The organism is Nonomuraea sp. NPDC049784 (assembly GCF_040659615.1).
Classification (GTDB): Bacteria; Actinomycetota; Actinomycetes; order Streptosporangiales; family Streptosporangiaceae; genus Nonomuraea.
This window is the reverse complement of the sequence record NZ_JBFAMX010001275.1, coordinates 1-1,164: the sequence shown is the minus strand read 5'-3', so window position 1 is coordinate 1,164 and position 1,164 is coordinate 1. Positions and strand designations below refer to the sequence as shown.

Sequence of the window (1,164 nt, the reverse complement as noted above, 5' to 3'; positions counted from 1 at the left end):
CGCCGAGCTCGGCCGCCTGGTGCGCCCTGGACAGCAGCGCCGCCACACCCTCATCGCGTACCACCTGCTCGGGGAAGTGCGGTGTCGCGTAGGGCGCGCCCAGCTCGGCGGCGATCCCGGACAGCGTGTCGATCGACGGGTAGAGCATGCGGTACGACCAGCCGTCCGGTGTGCCGGCCTGGCCGGTGTGCGCGGAGTCGGGGTTGACCAGCACCACCTCGCCCGCGCCCGCACGCAGCAGGGTGCCGCGGTAGTCGAACTCCTCGACACCCCTGACGATCACGCCGATGGCGTAGCCGTCGTGAACGTGCCGGGTGAAGCGGTGGGTGACGTAGCGGGCCTTGAGCAGGTCGGTGCCCGGCACCGCCGGATGCCGCCAGAAGTGCGCCTGCTCCTTCATCGGGGTCTGAACGTCTTCGCGAACGTCTCGAAGTAGCGCCTGTCGGCGGCCCAGCGGGAGTCGGGGGTCTCCCAGTAGAGGGCGTACGGGCGGCCGTCGGCGGTGCGGAAGCCGCGGTTGATCACGTGGATCAGCACGCCGTCGCGCACCCGGGTGAACTCCCAGTCGGCGGCTGCCAGGCCGAGGTATTTGGTGGAGGTGATGCCGACGCGGGCGTATCGCTGGAACTCGCCCTTCGCCTGGATCTCCTTCTCCAGCGCGAGCCACTGCCGCGCCGGGTCCTTCCAGGCGAACTCAGGGACGGTCCACTCGACGATCAACGCTCCGGAGGTGCCGGGGCCCTTGAAGGAGATGCTGTCCCTGGTGGGGTTCTTCTTCGCCTGCCACTGCTTGGGCATGGCGATCGAGAAGCGGCCCGCCGCGCTGGTGAAAGTCCGCCAGCCGGCGGGCGCCGGCCGCGCGGTGACCGTGGGCGTCGGCTCCGCGGTCGCGGGGGTGCCGGTGGGTGCCGGCTCAGTGGTCTCCGGGGCGGCGGTGGGCGTCGGCTCCGCGGTCTCCGGGGTGCCGGTGGGCGCCGGGCTGGTCGTCGTGGGGGCGCTCGTCCAGCGGTCGGACAGCAGGACGCCGCCCGTGCCGAGCACCGCCACGGCGGCCACGGCGGCGGGCAGGCCGATCCGCAGCGCCTTGCCGCCACGTCTGGCGCGCCGGGAGAGCGTGGGGTGCGGCGCGCTGTCGCCCGTCGGCTGCCAGGCGGTCGTCCCATG

General features: G+C 73.0%; 2 protein-coding genes. Both read right to left on the bottom strand.

Annotation, left to right across the window (positions count from 1 at the left end; translation table 11 throughout):
- The coding region (locus AB0J09_RS65380) for an AraC family ligand binding domain-containing protein (RefSeq protein WP_360714631.1) at positions 1-400 on the bottom strand (400 nt) is incomplete at its 3' end.
- The coding region (locus AB0J09_RS65375) for a hypothetical protein (protein WP_360714629.1) at positions 397-1,164 on the bottom strand (768 nt) is incomplete at its 5' end. The genes AB0J09_RS65380 and AB0J09_RS65375, both read right to left, overlap by 4 nt.